Origin of the sequence: Sphingopyxis sp. (assembly GCF_035998965.1) — a bacterium.
GTDB lineage: Bacteria > Pseudomonadota > Alphaproteobacteria > Sphingomonadales > Sphingomonadaceae > Sphingopyxis.
In genome coordinates, this window is the sequence record NZ_DASYHE010000055.1 from 47,170 (window position 1) to 61,559 (window position 14,390).

Below are 14,390 nucleotides of genomic sequence, written 5' to 3' on the forward strand. Positions count from 1 at the left end.
CAGTCGATCATTGTTAGTTTAGCTAGCTTATAGTAGCCAAGCTCGGGGGAGTGGCTTGCTATGGTAAACTTCACGCTGTCGTATGTCGGAGCACTAGCCGACAATAACGTGCTTGATATGTATGATGCATCTAGAGCACTGGCCGGATTTCAACGGTCATTAGCATTAACGACGCACCTCATCCTAAACGGTGAGATTATTACGCAGGCACCGGCGCTAAAAGGCGCGAGTATTATATCTTCGACGCCGGAGCCCGGCAGTTGGAAGGTTACCGCGGTTGTCATTGCAGGCTTGTGGACGGTTTCTACTGCCTCAAAAGATACCGTTCCGGGGCATCTGCTATTCTCGGCCTATGATTATGTTGTCAGGTCAACTCTCGGATTTCCGGTCGACTTCGATGAGACGCTAATGGCATCGCAGGACAAGCATTTAGAGAAAAATAGAATAACTGCGGAAAAAATGGATAGTCTGATTGAGAAAACTGAGTCCAGCGTCGCCGATATGCACCGCCCGTTTGTCGCTTCAAAATCAGCTACATCTGCAAGCATTGTCGGATCAGACGACTACGGGAAGAAGGAGCCGATCGGGCCTGAACTATCTATTCTGACGTATGATTATATCGCGACGAGCAAGCTTGAGGACGGCGTTTTTGAGTTGGATGGAATAGTTTCATCGTTCAATCTCAACACCTTTAAGGGTCGAGTTTTTAGCCTAGAAGATCAGCGCCCCATCCCATTTGAGATTTCTGCAGACCGCAGAGAGGGGCGAATGATACTGGATTTAGCCAATAGTCTTCGGGAGAACGCTTCTAAATCTGGACGCGACGCCGGTCTGGTCCGGCTGCGAGTTAGAAAATACGTATCGGCCAACGGCAGACTAAAATCGCTTATCGTTTTTGGAGTGGATCCAATTTGACGCTGAATGAGAAAGCCAACCCCTCGCGATACGTTGGATATCGCGGCGTCCAGCCCAGCAACCGTTTCGCCTTGCCGTTCGCTACCCGCCGGTTCTCGGCATAGAAGGCGCGCGCCGCTGGCGACAGCCCAGCGTCGTCGAGCGTTTGCAGCGGTGGCAGCGGCGCGCCCAGCATCGCACAGCCCCATTCGACCAGCCTGTTCTGGTGGCAAGGTTCGTCGTCGGCGAGGTTATAGACCCCCGCCGGTCCCCTGAAGGATGCGATTACGCCGCCCGCGATGTCATCGACATGGACGCGGCTGAAGACCTGATCGGGCAGGTCGATCCGATGCGCGCGGCCTTCGCTGATGCGGTCGAGGATCGAGCGGCCGGGGCCGTAAATGCCAGGGAGGCGGAAGACCGCGACATCGCCGCGCAGCGCTTGCCACGCCGCGTCTGCGGCATTGCGGTCGGCGCGGCGCCCCTTGATCGGCGCGCTTTCGTCGACCCACGCGCCGCCCGCGTCGCCATAGACGCCGGTCGAGGACAGGTAACCAACCCAGGTTGCGGGCGCGAGCGCGAGTGCATCACCATAGCGCGCCAGCACCGGGTCAGTGCCAGCGACCGGCGGCACCGATGACAATATATGCGTCGCCGACCGCAAAACTGCGAGCACGGCGCCCTCGTCACCAAACGCAAGGCTGCCCTCGCGCCCGTCCTGTGTCGTTCCGACCACATCCCATCCGCGCGCGCGCAGGCGGGCCGCAAGGTGGGTCGCGGCATAGCCCAGCCCGAAAATCAGCATCTGTCCCATCGTCCGCCTTATTGCGCGCCCCGCGCCGCAAGCCTAGGATAATAGACTATCCTTTTTTCCGTTTGTGCTGAGCTTGTCCAAGCACCGTCCTTCCTTCGGCGCCGCAGAAGAAAAGAACGGCCCTTCGACAAGCTCAGGGCGAACGGTGTTTGTCCAAGGCCAGATAATCCGCATGACCGACGCCTCTTCCACCCCCGCCATCCCCGTCACCATCCACCGCGGCGATTATCGCCCGCCCGACTGGCAGGTGCCCGACGTCGCGCTCGATTTCGCCCTGGCTGTCGAAGCGACGCGCGTCGCCGCGGCATTGTCGGTCGTGCGCCAGGCCGATGCGCCGAAGCCGCTGGTCCTGCGCGGCGACGGGCTGACCCCAGCGGCGGTGCGCGTCGATGGCGAGGTGTGGAACGACTGGCGCATGGACGGCAGCGACCTGATCGTCGATCTGGGTGAACGCACCGCGGCGACGGTCGAGATCGACACGCTGATCCACCCCGCATCGAACACCCAGCTGATGGGGCTCTATGCCTCGAACGGCATGCTGTGCACCCAATGCGAGGCCGAGGGTTTCCGGCGCATCACCTTTCACCCCGACCGTCCCGATGTGCTGAGCCGTTACAAGGTGCGGATGGAGGGCGACAAGGCGGCGTTCCCGATCCTGCTGTCGAACGGCAATTGCATCGCCAAGGGGGAGGGCGCGGGCGGCAATCATTGGGCGCTGTGGGAAGATCCCTGGCCGAAGCCGAGCTATCTGTTCGCGCTGGTCGCGGGCGATCTGGTGGTCAACCGCGACAGCTTCACGACGATGTCGGGGCGCGAGGTGGAGCTGGGCATCTGGGTGCGCGACGGCGACCTCGATCGCACCGGCCACGCGATGCAGGCGCTGAAGGACAGCATGGCGTGGGACGAGCGCGTCTATGGCCGCGAATATGACCTCGACCTGTTCAACATCGTTGCGGTTAGCGATTTCAACATGGGCGCGATGGAGAACAAAGGGCTCAACGTCTTCAACACCCGCTACATCCTCGCCGATCCCGACACCGCGACCGATGTCGATTATGACGGGGTTGAGGGCGTCGTCGCACACGAGTATTTCCACAATTGGTCGGGCAACCGCGTCACATGCCGCGACTGGTTCCAGCTGTCGCTGAAAGAGGGCTTTACCGTCTATCGCGACCAATGTTTTTCGGCCGACATGGGATCGCCCGCCGTCAAGCGGATCGAGGACGTTCGCCTGCTCCGCGCGGCGCAATTCCCTGAGGATGCCGGGCCGCTCGCGCACCCGATCCGCCCCGACAGCTTTCAGGAAATATCGAACTTCTACACCGCGACCATCTATAACAAGGGCGCCGAGATCATCCGCATGATGGCGACGATGGTCGGGGCGGAACGGTTCCGCAAAGGCACCGACCTGTACTTCGATCGCCACGACGGCGAGGCCGCGACGTGCGAGGATTTTGTCCGCGCGATCGAGGACGGTGCGGGCATCGACCTGACCCAATTCCGCCTGTGGTATAGCCAGGCGGGGACGCCGCGGGTCACCGCCCGGATCGATACCGATGCGGCGACGGGCGAAAGCACGCTGCACCTCGCCCAGACCGTCCCCGCGACTCCGGGCCAGCCCGACAAGCAGCCGATGGTCATCCCGCTGCGGATCAAGGCGTTCGACCGCGACGGTGCCGCCGCTGCGGCGGAGCAATTGGTGCTGCTCGACAGTGCCGATATGGCGGTGCCGCTGGGCGCTGGGGACAGCCGTCCGATGCTGTCGAACAACCGCGGCTTTTCGGCGCCAGTCATCGTGGATTTCGCGCGCGACGATGGCGAACTCGCATGGCTTGCCGCGCACGACGACGATCCGTTTGCGCGCTACGAAGCTTTGCAGCAGCTGATGCTCGACACGCTGGTTGCCGCGGTGTCGGGTGGGGCGCGGGGCCAACAGGCGGTGATCGATGCAATCGGCCAGACGCTGGCGGGCGCGGCGAGCGATCCGGCATTCGTCGCCGAGGCGGTGCTGCTGCCCAGCGAAGCCTTTATCGGCGATCAGATGGTGACGGTCGACCCCGACGCGATCCGCCGCGAACGGCTGGCGTTGCAGGCCGCGATCGGCACCGCGCTGGAACAGGATTGGCGCACGATCCTGTCCGGCAAGGCACCGCCCGCGACCGACCTGTCGCGCAAGGCCAAGGGCGGCCGCCGCCTGCGCGGTGTCGCGCTCGCCTATCTGGCGGCGACGGCGATGGACAATGTGCCTGCGCTCGCGTTCCGGATTTTCTCCGACGCCGACGGGATGACCGAACGGCAGGCGGCGCTGGCGACGCTGGCGCATGGCGACAGCGACGAGCGCGTCGCGGCGCTCGACATCTTTTACCAGCGCTATCGCGACAATCCGCTGGTGCTCGACAAATGGTTCCAGGTGCAGGCGTGGTCGCTGCGCGCTGATACCGTCGATGCGGTGAAGGAGCTGGCGCAGCACCCCGACTTCACCTTGGCGAACCCCAACCGCGTCCGCTCGCTCTATGGCGCGCTGTCGGGCAATCAGGCGGCGTTTCATCAGGCCGATGGCGCCGGATACCGGCTGATCGCCGATCTGGTCATCGCACTCGACCCGAAAAACCCGCAAACATCGGCGCGGATGATTCCCCCGCTCGGCCGCTGGAAACGCTTCGACGACGCGCGCGCCGCGATGATGCGTGCCGAGCTGGAGCGGATATTGGCGCAGCCGGGGCTGTCGCGCGATGTCACTGAGCAGGCGAGCAAGAGCTTGTTGGGGTGAAGGCGTTGTGACTGTTTTGGGGTGGGAAGCTGACGTTTGCTAGAGCGCCGTCTCTTTGGCCTTGGCCTTCGCTTTCCTCTGCATAAACGCGAATGGGGCAGCGATCAAAAGCGCACCGATTGCTGAGGCAATAATCCGCGGACCGTTCGGTAAAAATCCAAGGACGGCCAGATGTAGCGCCGGTAGTGCGAACAGATAAGTCAGCAGCGCATACGCCTTCGCGCGCCAAAGCAAGGCGAGGCCTATGAAATATGAGGCGAACGCTAATCCGCCCGCTGCGAGAGCGATGAAACTCATGACCCCATCATAGCCGAAAGTAATATGTCCACAATTGGTCGCTAGCTGCCATTGAGCGCCTTGCAGCCTACCCCCCCAGCCACCCCGTAACCTCACCCGCCACCTTGTTCGCGGCGCGCGTCAGCGCTTCGCCGACCAGCTTGGCCTCGACCTCGCCGCCGATCGCCTCGCGCGCTTCGAAACGGCGCTGGCTGACCGTCTTGCCGCCCGCCGACACCAGCATCGCCTGATAGACGACGACCGCTTCGCCCGTCCGCGCATCGACGCCGAATTCCATCAGCTGCCCCGCGAGCTGTTCGCCCGGCGCGGTCAGATACTGCCCCTCGTCGAGCACGACGCGCGAGGTGCTGGCGGAGACGGTTTCGGACACCAGCCGCTGGAACAGGCGCTGCGGCGCTTCGACCCATTGCGCGTCCTTGACGTAAGTGACGCTGCTATTGTCCTGCTGCACCGGAATGCGTGTCGTGCGCAGTTTCTGCGGCGCGGTGGGGATCAGGATCGTCAGCGTCGAGGCGTCGGCGGCGGTGCGCGCTGCGCCCGCTGATGGTGCAGCGGCGGCGTCGAGCGTCAGCAGGAAGGGAGGCGTCTTGCCGCCCAGACCGACGCACGCCGACAGCGAGACGGCGGCGACAGCGACGAGCAGCGGGGTGCGGAGATGGCGGATCATGATCGTCCTCATTTCTTGTAATCGGGCAGCTTGCTGCCGCCCAGCACGGCGCCCGCGCCTTGCTGGTCGAGCTTGTCGGTCAGGCTGGACAGCGAGGCCGACGTGCGGCGCAGGTCGCGGATCAGCGCATTGGCTTCGGGGATCGTCGTCTGGCTGAAGGTTTGCAGGCCGGGCCGCGCATCGGCGATCGCGCCTTCCAGCGTCTTCATCGATTCGTTCGCCGAGGCCAAAGTATCGCGCAGGTTTCGCATCGCGGGATCGACGTTGCGGTCGATCGTCCCCTGCGTTGCAGCGGCCAGATTGCCGATCTGTTCGGCGGCAACCCCGGTCTGCTGGATCGCAATGCGCGTGTCGGCGAGCGCGCGTTCGATGGCGGGGCCGTTGCGCGCGAGGATCGCGGTCGAGGCTTCGACATTGTTCAAGATGCCGCGCATACTCGCCTGATTTTCGTCGTCGGCCAGCTCGGCCAATCGTTCGGTGAGGGTGGACAGGCGCTGGAGCAATTGCGGCGCGGTGTTGAGCAGTTCGCCCAGCCCGCCGACGCGGGTCGGGATGACCGGCTTGCCCGCCGGTCCCTTGTCGGTAATCGGCGGCGCGCCCTTGACGGCGCCGTTGAGCGAAATCTGCGAGACGCCGGTAAAGCCGACGCCCTCGATCGCCGCAGTCGTGCCTTGCAGCACCGGGACGCCTTCGTTGACTTCGATCCGCACCCGGACAAATTGGGGATCTTCTGGCCACAGCGCAATTTCGCGGACCTGCCCGGACGGGACGCCGGAGAATTGCACCGCCGACCCCTTGTTCAGCCCATCCACCGATTGCTTGAAGAACACATCATATTCGCGCTTCTCGCCGCCGGTATCATTGGCCAGCCACACGATGAAAAAGGCAAGCGCCGCCGTAAAGATCAGGACAAAAGCGCCGACGAGGACGTTGTTTGAGCGAGTTTCCATCAGCTGTTCCTATCGCCGCTTCGCGGTTTGGTTCCCGCTTGCCGCAGCGCGGCCTCGCGGTCCGTTGAAATAATCCTGTATCCACGGATGCTCGGTGGCAAGCAGTTCCGGGATGGTGCCGACCGCGATCACCTTCTTTTCGGCGAGCACCGCAACGCGGTCGCAGGTGGCGTAGAGCGAGTCGAGATCATGGGTGATCAGGAAAACGGTGAGCCCCATGGTGTCGGCCAGCTCACGGATCAGCTCGTCGAACTTGGCGGCGCCGATCGGGTCGAGCCCCGCGGTTGGCTCGTCGAGGAACAGCAGCGCGGGATCGAGCGCCAAGCTGCGCGCCAAGCCCGCGCGCTTGACCATGCCGCCCGACAGCTCGGCAGGATATTTCGGCCCCGCATCGGGGGGCAGCCCAACCATCGCGACCTTGTAGGCGGCGATTTCGTCGAGCAATTTCTGGTCGGTGCGTGGATAAAATTCGCGCAGCGGAACCTGGATATTTTCTGCAACGCTCAGCGTCGAGAACAAGGCTCCGCCTTGGAACATCACGCCCCAGCGGCGGCGGAGATCGCGCGATTCTTCTTCGTCGGAGATGGTGTCGAGCGTCTTGCCATACACCTCGATCTCGCCCGACGTCGGGGTCTGCAAGCCGATGATCGAACGCATGAGCACCGATTTGCCGGTGCCCGAACCGCCGACGACGCCGAGGATCTCGCCCGACCGCACGTCGAGGTCGAGATGGTCGTGAATGATGGTGTCGCCGAATTGATTGACGAGGCCGCGGATGCAGATCGCATGCTCAAACTCTTCGGGCCGCACGGCGTCGGCGGCGGCGAGCTCTTCGGCAACCTGTTCGTCGATTGCGTCGCTCATCAATTCCATCCGATCGACGAGAAGAAGACGGCAAACATCGCGTCGAGCACGATGACGAGGAAGATCGCCGCGACGACGGCCGAGGTGGTGCGTTTGCCCACTTCCTCGGCATTCTGGCGCACCTGCATGCCTTCGTAACAGCCGGTCACGCCGATCAATATGCCGAACACCGGCGCCTTGATCAGCATCGCCCAGAAATCGGTCATCGGGATAATGTCGCGCAGGAGCTGGACATAGGTGACGGGCGGAATGTCGAGCCCGATCCAGCAGAACACCCCGCCGCCGATGATCGCGCAAATGCTGGCATAAAAGCCGAGCAGCGGCATCAGGATCGTCGCGGCGGCAACGCGCGGCAGCACGATCGCCTCCATCGGCGACACGCCGATCGTGCGCATCGCGTCGATTTCCTCGGTCAGCTTCATCGTGCCGATCTGCGCCGCGAAGGCCGATCCCGAACGACCCGCGACCATGATCGCGGTCATCAGCAGGCCCAGCTCGCGAATCGAGGCGCGGCCGACCAGGTTGACGGTGAATACTTCGAGGCCGAACTGGCGCAGCTGCACCGCGCCCTGCTGCGCGACGACAATCCCGATCAGGAAGGTCATCAGGCCGATGATCGGCAGCGCATCGAGGCCGACGGTCTGGAAACGGGTGACAATCGCATGCCAACGCAGCCGCCGCCGCGCGCGCAGCTGGGTACCCAGCGCCATGATCATGGCGCCGAAGAAACCGATGATGCCAAGCAGCTCGTTCCACACCCCGACGCTGGCGGTGCCGACCTGTTCGAGCATGCGGGTCAGCGGTGGGCGGCGATCGCGGTGGACACGATATTCGCTCTTGTCGCTGGCCAGCGCATCGAGCAGCCGCTGCGCTTCGGGGCTGGCGCCGGTGACCTTCGCGCCATGTTCCTTGACGGTGCGGGTCACGATCCAGGCGCCGACGGTATCGATCCGTTCGAGCGCCGACAGGTCGAGCGTGGCGATCGGGCCGAGCGCGTCGAGTCGGGTCGGCAAATCGCCGAGCCGGGCCAGCGTCAGCCGACCGGTGAAGCGGATATCGGTGCCACCCGCACCCTCGCTCTGTTCGAAATCCGCTCTGGCCACCATCGTGCGGAGGACATTGTCTTATTTGCCCGACCACGGCAAGTTAATCCCGCCCCCTTGGCCCGGGCGCGGCGCGCTTCTATGATCGGGGGATGGAAACGCCGCCAATCGCCCCGCCGCCCGACTATGCGCACCGCGTGGCGATGTATGACATGGACCGGACGATAACCCGATCAGGGACTTACAGCGGGTTTTTGATGCATGTTGCGCGGCGGCGGCAGCAATGGCGGCTGCTGCTGTTGCCGCTCGTCGGGCTGGCGGGCGCCGCCTATGCGCTCAAGCTGATCGACCGCTCGCGGCTGAAGGCGATCAACCTGCGGCTGCTGGTCGGCCAGCGTTTTGCCCGCGCCGAAATCGCGCCGCTGGCCGAAAGCTATGCCGATAAAGTGGTGGCGCGCGGACTGCACCCCGCCGCGCTCGAACAGATCGCCGCCGACCGCAAAGCGGGTTACCGGCTGGTGCTGGCCACGGCGTCGTTCCATCTGTATGTCGACGCGATCGCGAAGCGGCTGGGCATCGACGATGTGCTGGCGACGCGGCTCGATGAACCGGACGGTGCCGACCATATCCATGCGCGCCTGTCGGGCGACAATTGTTATGGTTACGCGAAGTTCGCGCGAATTGACGGCTGGATGGCGGCGAACGCGATCACCCGCGATGCCGCGCATATCCGCGCCTATTCGGACCATGTGTCGGATCATCCGATGCTGCGCTTTGCGGATGAAGCGGTCGCGACGACGCCGTCGCGGGGGTTGAAGAAACTGGCGCCGCAGATGGGGTGGTCGGTTGTGGATTGGCGGGCGCGCAGGTAGCGATCCCCTCCCGCTTGCGGGAGGGGCAGCGAGACTTACGAACTTGTTCGTTAGTCGCAGCGGGGTGGGCATTCGCGACGTCGGAAGCTCGCTACGCTCGCTCCCACCCCCAGCCCCTCCCGCTTGCGGGAGGGGGGCAATTAAACCGCGTCCAGCGCTTGCGCGAAATCGGCGATCAAATCATCCGCATCCTCGATCCCGATCGAAATGCGGACCAGATTATCGGTGATCCCCATCAACGCCTTGCGCGCGTCGGGGACCGACAGGTGCGTCATCGCCGCGGGGTGGCTGGCCAGCGTTTCGGTGCCGCCCAAGCTGACCGCGAGCTTGGCGATCTTGAGCGCGTCGAGGAAGCGGAAGCTCTCCGCTTCGCCGCCCTTGATGAACAACGAGAAGGTCGATCCTGCACCGGTGCAGTGGCGGTCGAAAATGTCCTTCTGCGATCCTTCGGGCAGGAAGCCGAGATAGCCGAGCCCATCGACCTTGGGATGATCGCGCAGGAAAGCGCAGACCTTTTCGGCATTTTCTCCGGCGCGGCTCATGCGCAGTTCGACGGTTTCCATCGAGCGCAGCAGCATCCACGCGGTATGCGGGTCGCAGATCGTGCCGATGGTGTTGCGCATCATGCGGATTGGGCCGAGCCAATGTTTTGCGCCCAGCACGCCGCCTGCGACCAGATCGCTGTGGCCGCCCGCATATTTGGTCAGGCTGTAAAGCACGATGTCGGCGCCATGCGCCAGCGGCTTCGACCACAGCGGGCCAAGGAATGTGTTGTCGATGGCAATCGGCGGCCGTGCACCCTTTGCGAAAGCCGCATCGGTCGCGGCGCGCATCGCCTGCACATCGACCAGCGCATTGGTCGGGTTGGCGGGGCTTTCCAGATAGACCATCGCGACCTTGCCGCCCTGATCGGCGGCCATCTTCTTCGCGCGGATCAGGATCGCGTCCATCTCTTCGCGCGACGCTTCGGCGGGGAAATCGACGTAGGTTGCGCCGAACCGCGACAGGATGCGCGCGATCAGCGTTTCGGTCGCCGCATAGAGCGGCCCCGAATGGACGATGACGTCGTTCATGCTGACATGGGCGAGGAGCAGGGTGGCGATCGCCGACATGCCCGACGAGAACACGAGGGCATCCTCGGCCTTTTCCCAGACACCCAGCCGTGCCTCAAGTATCTCCTGATTCGGGCCGTTGAAGCGCGAATAGACCAGGCCGTCGGCGCCGCCGGGACGCTTGCCGGTGATCCCCTCGAAATGATGCTTGCCGGCCGCGGCGCTTTCGAAGGCGAAGGTCGAGGTCAGGAAGATCGGCGGCTTGAGCGAGCCTTCGGACAGCATCGGGTCATAGCCGTAACCCATCATCAGCGTCGCGGGTGACAGCTCGCGGCCACCGATTTCGGTGACGTCCTGCTTGGGCTTGCGGCGCGGGGTGGTGCCGGTGAGGTCGCTGTTGTCGATTGGGGGCATGAAGATTTCCTTGGGGTCAGATTAGTTTCCGTTGCAACTAGCGTCCTTTGCCCCGCGCGTCACCCCAGCATGGCGACTGCCCAGATCACTCCGATCAGCAGCGGCACCCCGATGATGTCGAGCGCCAGCCCCGCCTTCAGCATCCGCGGCAGCGCGATATGATCGGTCGCCCACGCCAGCGCGTTGGGTCCGGTTCCCGATGGCAGCATGAAGCCCCAGCTTGCCGCCATCGCGACGGGCAGCGCGAGCAGGATCGGATCGACCCCGGTGGCGGCGATCAGCGCCGCGAGTACCGGCATGATGCCGCTGGCGGTCGCTACATTGCTGGCAAATTCGGTGATCAGGATGGTGAGCGCGACGATGATCGCGGCGAGTGCGATCGTCGGGATGCTGCCGAGCGGGGCGAGGACGGCGCCGAGCCACGCGGCCAGCCCGCTCGCGGTGATCGCCGCCGCGAGCGCCAAGCCGCCGCCGAACATCATGATGACGCCCCATGGCGCGCGATCGGCCTCTTTCCAGACGAGCAGCGGACGTCCAGTCCCGTCGGGCAGGACGAATAGCAGCAGGCTGCCTGCGATGGCGATGGTGCCGTCGGTCAATGCCCCTTTGGGCAGCAGGGGTTCGAGCCACGGCTGCGCCACCCAGGCGAGGAACACGAGCAGAAAGACGGGGACGACCCGGCGTTCGGCCGTCGTCCAGATCGCCTGCTTGCCAAGCGCGGCGGCAGCGCCCGGACCATCGAACGCATGGGCCGACAACCGCTGCACCCGCGCGATGATGAAAAGCGCCGCAGGGGTGGCGAGCAGCACGACGGGGACGCCGTAGAGCATCCAGTCGAGGAACGAGATGCGCAGCCCCAGCGCCTTTTCGATCAGCCCGGCGGCGATCGCGTTGGTCGGGCTGCCGACCAGCGTGCCGAGCCCGCCGATCGATGCCGCAAAGGCGATGCCCATCATCACCGCACCGGCAAAGCCCTCGGTCTCGCCGTCGCGAATGCCACCCGCGCGGACGACCGCCAGCGCGATGGGGACCATGATCAGGGCGGTCGAGGTGTTTGAAATGAACATGCTGAGCAGCGCGGTGGCCGCCATGAATGCAAAGAGCAGTCCGGTCGCGGTCGGCGCGGCGCGTTTGAGCAAGGCGAGCGCGAGGCGTCGGTGCAGGCCGACGCGCTCGATGGCGAGCGCCAGAAAGGCGCCGCCCAGGATCAGGAACAGGATCGGCGAATAATATTCCTTGGCGATCGCATTGGCGTCCATCACCCCGAAGGCGGGCACGAGCAGGAACGGGAACAGCGCGGTGACGGTCAGCGGCAGCGCCTCGGTCATCCACCAGATTGCCATCAGCACCGTCATCGCCGCGACGTGCCAGGCGGTGGTTTCCATGCCCGCAGGGGCAGGGAGGGCAAGCATGACGATGAAGGTCAGCAGGCCGCCGATCAATCCAAACAGGCGCGTGCGTGTCATCCGTCCCCCAAGCGTGTCAGTTCAGGCCGATCACCGACAATTGGCGGCCATAGGAATTTTCCCCTTTGTGGCACGTGCGGCGATAGCTGAAATAATCCTCTGCCTCGGCATAGGTGTCCTGCCCGCCGATGGCAATTCGCGCGACCCCCGCCACGGCGAGCCGCGCCGCGACATAGGCGGCGATGTCGAACATCGCGTGACCGGGCTTGGCCGCGGCAAAAAAGCGTTCGTTGGTGGGGTCGTCGGTAGTGAAGCGCTGCACAAATCCATCGTCGACCTCGTAGGATGCCCGCGCGATGCACGGGCCGATCGCGGCGGCAATGTTGGCGCGGTTGGCGCCAAGGCTTTCCATCGCCGCGAGCGTGGCGTCGGTGACCCCGGCCAGCGCGCCCTTCCAGCCCGCATGGGCGGCGCCGATCACGCCCGCTTCGTGGTCGGCGAACAGCACCGGCACGCAATCCGCGGTCAGGATGCCGAGGATGATACCCGGGGTGCGCGTCGCGAGCGCGTCGGCTTCGGGCCGTGCGGCCAGGTCGGTCGTGTCATCGACGACGACGCAGCGATTGCCGTGGACCTGATAGACGCCGGTGAGTGCCGCTCCGGGCATCACGGCATCAGCCACCCGCCGCCGGTTTTCGGCAATCAGCGCCGGATCGTCACCCGAGCCAAGACCGCAATTGAGCGACGCGAGCTCGCCGGTCGATACGCCGCCGCGGCGGCCGAAAAATCCGTGCGGAATGTCGGCGAGCGGAGCCGCGGTGACGAACGGCGCGGTCACAGGTCGAGCCTGTAGAAGCGGTCTTCGTCGATATGGTTGCCGACGCGAAATTCGTTGCGGCCAACGTCATGGAAACCGTAGCGGCGGTAAAAGGCCTGGGCGCGCGGATTTTCGGTAAAGACCGACAGGTACAGGATCGACGCGCGCTGCCGCGCCCAGGCGATGCCCCAATCCATCAACGCCGCGGCAACGCCGGTGCCTTTGGCGGCTTCGGCGACATAGAGCTGGTGGAGTTCGACGGCATCGTCCGTTGGCTGGTCCGCGGGCAGGTCGAAATCGACCGGTCCCATCTTGATATAGCCAAGGATCGCGCCGGCGGCGTCACGGACCAGCCGGATATCATGGTCGTCGCTCGCGATCTGCGCGCGGACCCGCTCGGGTGGATTCCAGGTCGCGAGAAAGGCGGCAAGATCGGCCGGGTCGTAGATATGACCGAAGGTGCGGGTGAAGGAGTCGGTGGCGAAAGTCGCGATCGCCTCCGCATCGTCCGGGGTCGCGAGATGAACGGTCGTCAAGCATTGTCTCCTGTAAATCCGGCCGGGATGGGCCAGCCCGGAGCGGAGATGGCCATGACCTTGAACAATTCGCCCATGGCGTCCGTGGCAACAAGCCGGTCGCGCTGGCTTCGCAGTTCGATGACGCGGTCGGCCGCCGCCGCCGCGAGCGATTGCAGCCGCGCATCGATACCCAGACGCTGCAACCAGTCGCCCTGGGTCGCAAGCGGGCTGACCGCGGTTCCGGCGTTCCGCGCCGCGACGGCGAGGGCGGTGAAATCGACATGGGTGGTCAGATCGACCTCGCCCGGATCGGCGAAGGGGTCGGCGAAGCGATGCGCCTTCACCGCTTGCAGCGTGTCGCCCGCCGCCGGGCCGCTATAGCCATAATCGATCACCAGCATCGCTCCGCCTTGCCGCGCGAGGCGAAAGGCGCAGCGCTGCATGATCGCCGCCGACACGGGCGCGGTTTCGACGATGCTGCCTTCGTCGGCGTTGCGTAGCGCGGCGGGGACCAGGTCGTCGGCAGGCGCGTCCCCCGGCACCGGGACCAGTCGCGCGCCCTGCCGCTCGACCATCCGCTCGCGCCAGCCATCCCTGGTGCGGATATATTGATGCACCGGCAGGGCATCGAAAAACTCATTGGCGACAATGATCGCCGTGCCGTCATCGGGGACATCGTCGATGACGTCATGGTGGATGGCGGCGGGAACGCGGGCCAGTTGGGCCGCGCGCAAAGTGGGGCTGGTCTCAACAAAGTGAATGTTCTGGGGCACGCATTGGAAACGCGCCATCGCCCGAAGCGCATCGGCGGCCAAGGTGCCACGCCCCGGGCCAAGCTCGACATAGCGAAAGGCCGGGCTCCCCGCGCGCACCCACAGGTCGGCGATCCACACGCCGATCATCTCGCCGAACATCTGGCTGATTTCGGGCGCGGTGGTGAAATCGCCCGCGGCGCCCAGCGGGTCGCGCGTCGCATAATAATGGCCGTTCGCGGCGGCCATATAGTCGGCCA

At 64.6% G+C, this 14,390-nt stretch carries 14 protein-coding genes; 3 read left to right on the forward strand and 11 right to left on the reverse strand.

Annotated features, from left to right (window positions below; genetic code table 11):
* Positions 1 to 60 precede the first annotated feature (60 nt).
* Entirely contained in the window at positions 61 to 915 is an 855-nt protein-coding gene (locus VGN68_RS10065; protein ID WP_327476301.1) for a hypothetical protein, read from the forward strand.
* On the opposite strand, the gene VGN68_RS10070 is transcribed toward VGN68_RS10065, so the two are convergent.
* Positions 887 to 1,708, reverse strand: coding sequence for an SDR family NAD(P)-dependent oxidoreductase (locus VGN68_RS10070; RefSeq protein ID WP_327476303.1), 822 nt, complete (start codon positions 1,706 to 1,708; stop codon positions 887 to 889). The two genes, VGN68_RS10065 and VGN68_RS10070, sit on opposite strands and share 29 nt — an antisense overlap.
* A gap of 172 nt (positions 1,709 to 1,880) precedes the next feature.
* On the opposite strand from VGN68_RS10070, the gene pepN reads away from it, so the two are divergent.
* On the forward strand, positions 1,881 to 4,478 hold the full coding sequence (gene pepN / locus VGN68_RS10075) for an aminopeptidase N (RefSeq protein ID WP_327476305.1): 2,598 nt from the start codon (positions 1,881 to 1,883) through the stop codon (positions 4,476 to 4,478).
* 39 nt (positions 4,479 to 4,517) lie between these two features.
* Here the strand turns inward: pepN and VGN68_RS10080 are convergent, their stop codons facing one another.
* The 5 genes from VGN68_RS10080 to VGN68_RS10100 form a co-directional block, all read right to left on the reverse strand.
* Positions 4,518 to 4,775 (reverse strand): hypothetical protein, encoded by a 258-nt coding sequence (locus VGN68_RS10080; protein WP_327476307.1) that lies wholly within the window; start codon positions 4,773 to 4,775, stop codon positions 4,518 to 4,520.
* Between the two features lie 67 nt (positions 4,776 to 4,842).
* Complete coding sequence (locus tag VGN68_RS10085) at positions 4,843 to 5,442, reverse strand: ABC-type transport auxiliary lipoprotein family protein (RefSeq protein ID WP_327476309.1); 600 nt, start codon at positions 5,440 to 5,442, stop codon at positions 4,843 to 4,845.
* A gap of 8 nt (positions 5,443 to 5,450) precedes the next feature.
* Positions 5,451 to 6,392 (reverse strand): MlaD family protein, encoded by a 942-nt coding sequence (locus tag VGN68_RS10090; RefSeq protein WP_327476311.1) that lies wholly within the window; start codon positions 6,390 to 6,392, stop codon positions 5,451 to 5,453.
* 9 nt (positions 6,393 to 6,401) lie between these two features.
* Positions 6,402 to 7,256 carry an ABC transporter ATP-binding protein gene (locus tag VGN68_RS10095; RefSeq protein WP_327476313.1) on the reverse strand — a complete coding sequence of 285 codons (855 nt, stop codon included), beginning with the start codon at positions 7,254 to 7,256 and terminating at the stop codon, positions 6,402 to 6,404.
* Positions 7,256 to 8,362, reverse strand: a complete 1,107-nt coding sequence (locus VGN68_RS10100) for an ABC transporter permease (protein WP_327476315.1) — start codon at positions 8,360 to 8,362, stop codon at positions 7,256 to 7,258. The genes VGN68_RS10095 and VGN68_RS10100 overlap by 1 nt, the downstream gene beginning before the upstream one ends.
* An 89-nt stretch (positions 8,363 to 8,451) precedes the next feature.
* Here VGN68_RS10100 and VGN68_RS10105 point away from each other — a divergent pair, with 89 nt between their 5' ends.
* Positions 8,452 to 9,171: an HAD-IB family hydrolase gene (locus VGN68_RS10105; RefSeq protein WP_327476317.1), complete on the forward strand. Its 720-nt coding sequence runs from the start codon at positions 8,452 to 8,454 to the stop codon at positions 9,169 to 9,171.
* A 140-nt stretch (positions 9,172 to 9,311) separates the two neighbouring features.
* On the opposite strand, the gene VGN68_RS10110 is transcribed toward VGN68_RS10105, so the two are convergent.
* From VGN68_RS10110 to VGN68_RS10130, 5 genes are all read right to left on the reverse strand, one after another.
* Positions 9,312 to 10,637, reverse strand: coding sequence for a cystathionine gamma-synthase family protein (locus VGN68_RS10110; protein ID WP_327476319.1), 1,326 nt, complete (start codon positions 10,635 to 10,637; stop codon positions 9,312 to 9,314).
* Between the two features lie 59 nt (positions 10,638 to 10,696).
* Complete coding sequence (locus tag VGN68_RS10115; RefSeq protein WP_327476321.1) at positions 10,697 to 12,103, reverse strand: DASS family sodium-coupled anion symporter; 1,407 nt, start codon at positions 12,101 to 12,103, stop codon at positions 10,697 to 10,699.
* A 16-nt stretch (positions 12,104 to 12,119) separates the two neighbouring features.
* Positions 12,120 to 12,881, reverse strand: a complete 762-nt coding sequence (gene pgeF / locus VGN68_RS10120) for a peptidoglycan editing factor PgeF (protein WP_327476322.1) — start codon at positions 12,879 to 12,881, stop codon at positions 12,120 to 12,122.
* Positions 12,878 to 13,396, reverse strand: coding sequence for a GNAT family N-acetyltransferase (locus VGN68_RS10125; protein ID WP_327476324.1), 519 nt, complete (start codon positions 13,394 to 13,396; stop codon positions 12,878 to 12,880). The genes pgeF and VGN68_RS10125 overlap by 4 nt, the downstream gene beginning before the upstream one ends.
* The coding region (locus VGN68_RS10130) for a class I SAM-dependent methyltransferase (RefSeq protein WP_327476326.1) at positions 13,393 to 14,390 on the reverse strand (998 nt) is incomplete at its 5' end. The genes VGN68_RS10130 and VGN68_RS10125, both read right to left, overlap by 4 nt.